Origin of the sequence: Lactobacillus sp. UMNPBX6, from assembly GCF_002553975.1 — a bacterium.
In the GTDB taxonomy this organism is placed as follows: Bacteria; Bacillota; Bacilli; order Lactobacillales; family Lactobacillaceae; genus Lactobacillus; species Lactobacillus gallinarum.
The window spans coordinates 1-925 of sequence record NZ_PCZD01000125.1 but is presented as its reverse complement, the minus strand read 5'-3'; the positions used below and the strand labels follow the sequence as shown (position 1 = coordinate 925).

The 925-nt window shown below is 33.8% G+C and carries 1 tRNA gene; it reads right to left on the bottom strand.

Annotated features, from left to right (window positions below):
• Positions 1-636: 636 nt before the first annotated feature.
• Positions 637-708, bottom strand: a tRNA-Gln gene (locus CP357_RS09940).
• Between the last annotated feature and the right edge of the window lie 217 nt (positions 709-925).

Below are 925 nucleotides of genomic sequence, written 5' to 3'. Positions count from 1 at the left end.
TAAACTATTGAATTTTCAAGGTACAAGCCCACTTTTGCAAGTGGGAAGTTTAAGTTACTTAAAAATATTAATCTAACAGTATTTACAATTACTTGAATATGAAAATAATTTTTCGGGTTTTGTAAGGTCGTAGACTTTAGGTAAAAACCGACTGCGCAAAATTGCGCAGTCGAATCTCACGGTGCAAAATTGCGCAGTGAAATCTCACGACCGAAAATTCGGTAGTCAAAACTCGACTATGCAAAATTGCAGAGTGAAATCTCATGGTCGAAAATTCGACAGTGAAATCCAACGGTGCAAAATCGCACCGCAAAATCTCACGGCTGAAAATTCAGCAGTGAAAAATAAAAATGTTGCTACAAACTGTAACAACATTCAGACAATTTAAATTATTAACATAATGATGATACCTAGTATTATAGCATTCTAGCCAATTTCTTACATGAAAAAAGCGAGCCGATGTTGCTACGCTATACCAATTTTAACAGCCTTAAATAAACCCGTCCGCAACTCCCTATATTGCTAAAAATATTGCTAAAAACAATAATTTCATGAAGTTTGAAAACAATTCAGAAAATAAAAAATGCCTTAACATCAACGTTTTACAGCATTGATATTAAGACAACCATAACTCTATTGGGTTAGCTGGATTCGAACCAGCGCATGATGGTACCAAAAACCATTGCCTTACCACTTGGCTATAACCCAATCTTCAAACCTTTTTACTTGATTGGTTCTATTTGAATGACCTCTCAATCACTCAACAGATATTAGTATAGGAGAATCAGGCAAAAAGGTCAAGAGAAAATTTAAATTTTTTCAGTAAAAAATTTCCGTAAATTGCAATAATAAATTGAACACTTAAGCTGCTTGATAGATTTTATCTAATTCTCTTTCGAAGATTTCATCTGGTGTGTGATATGCC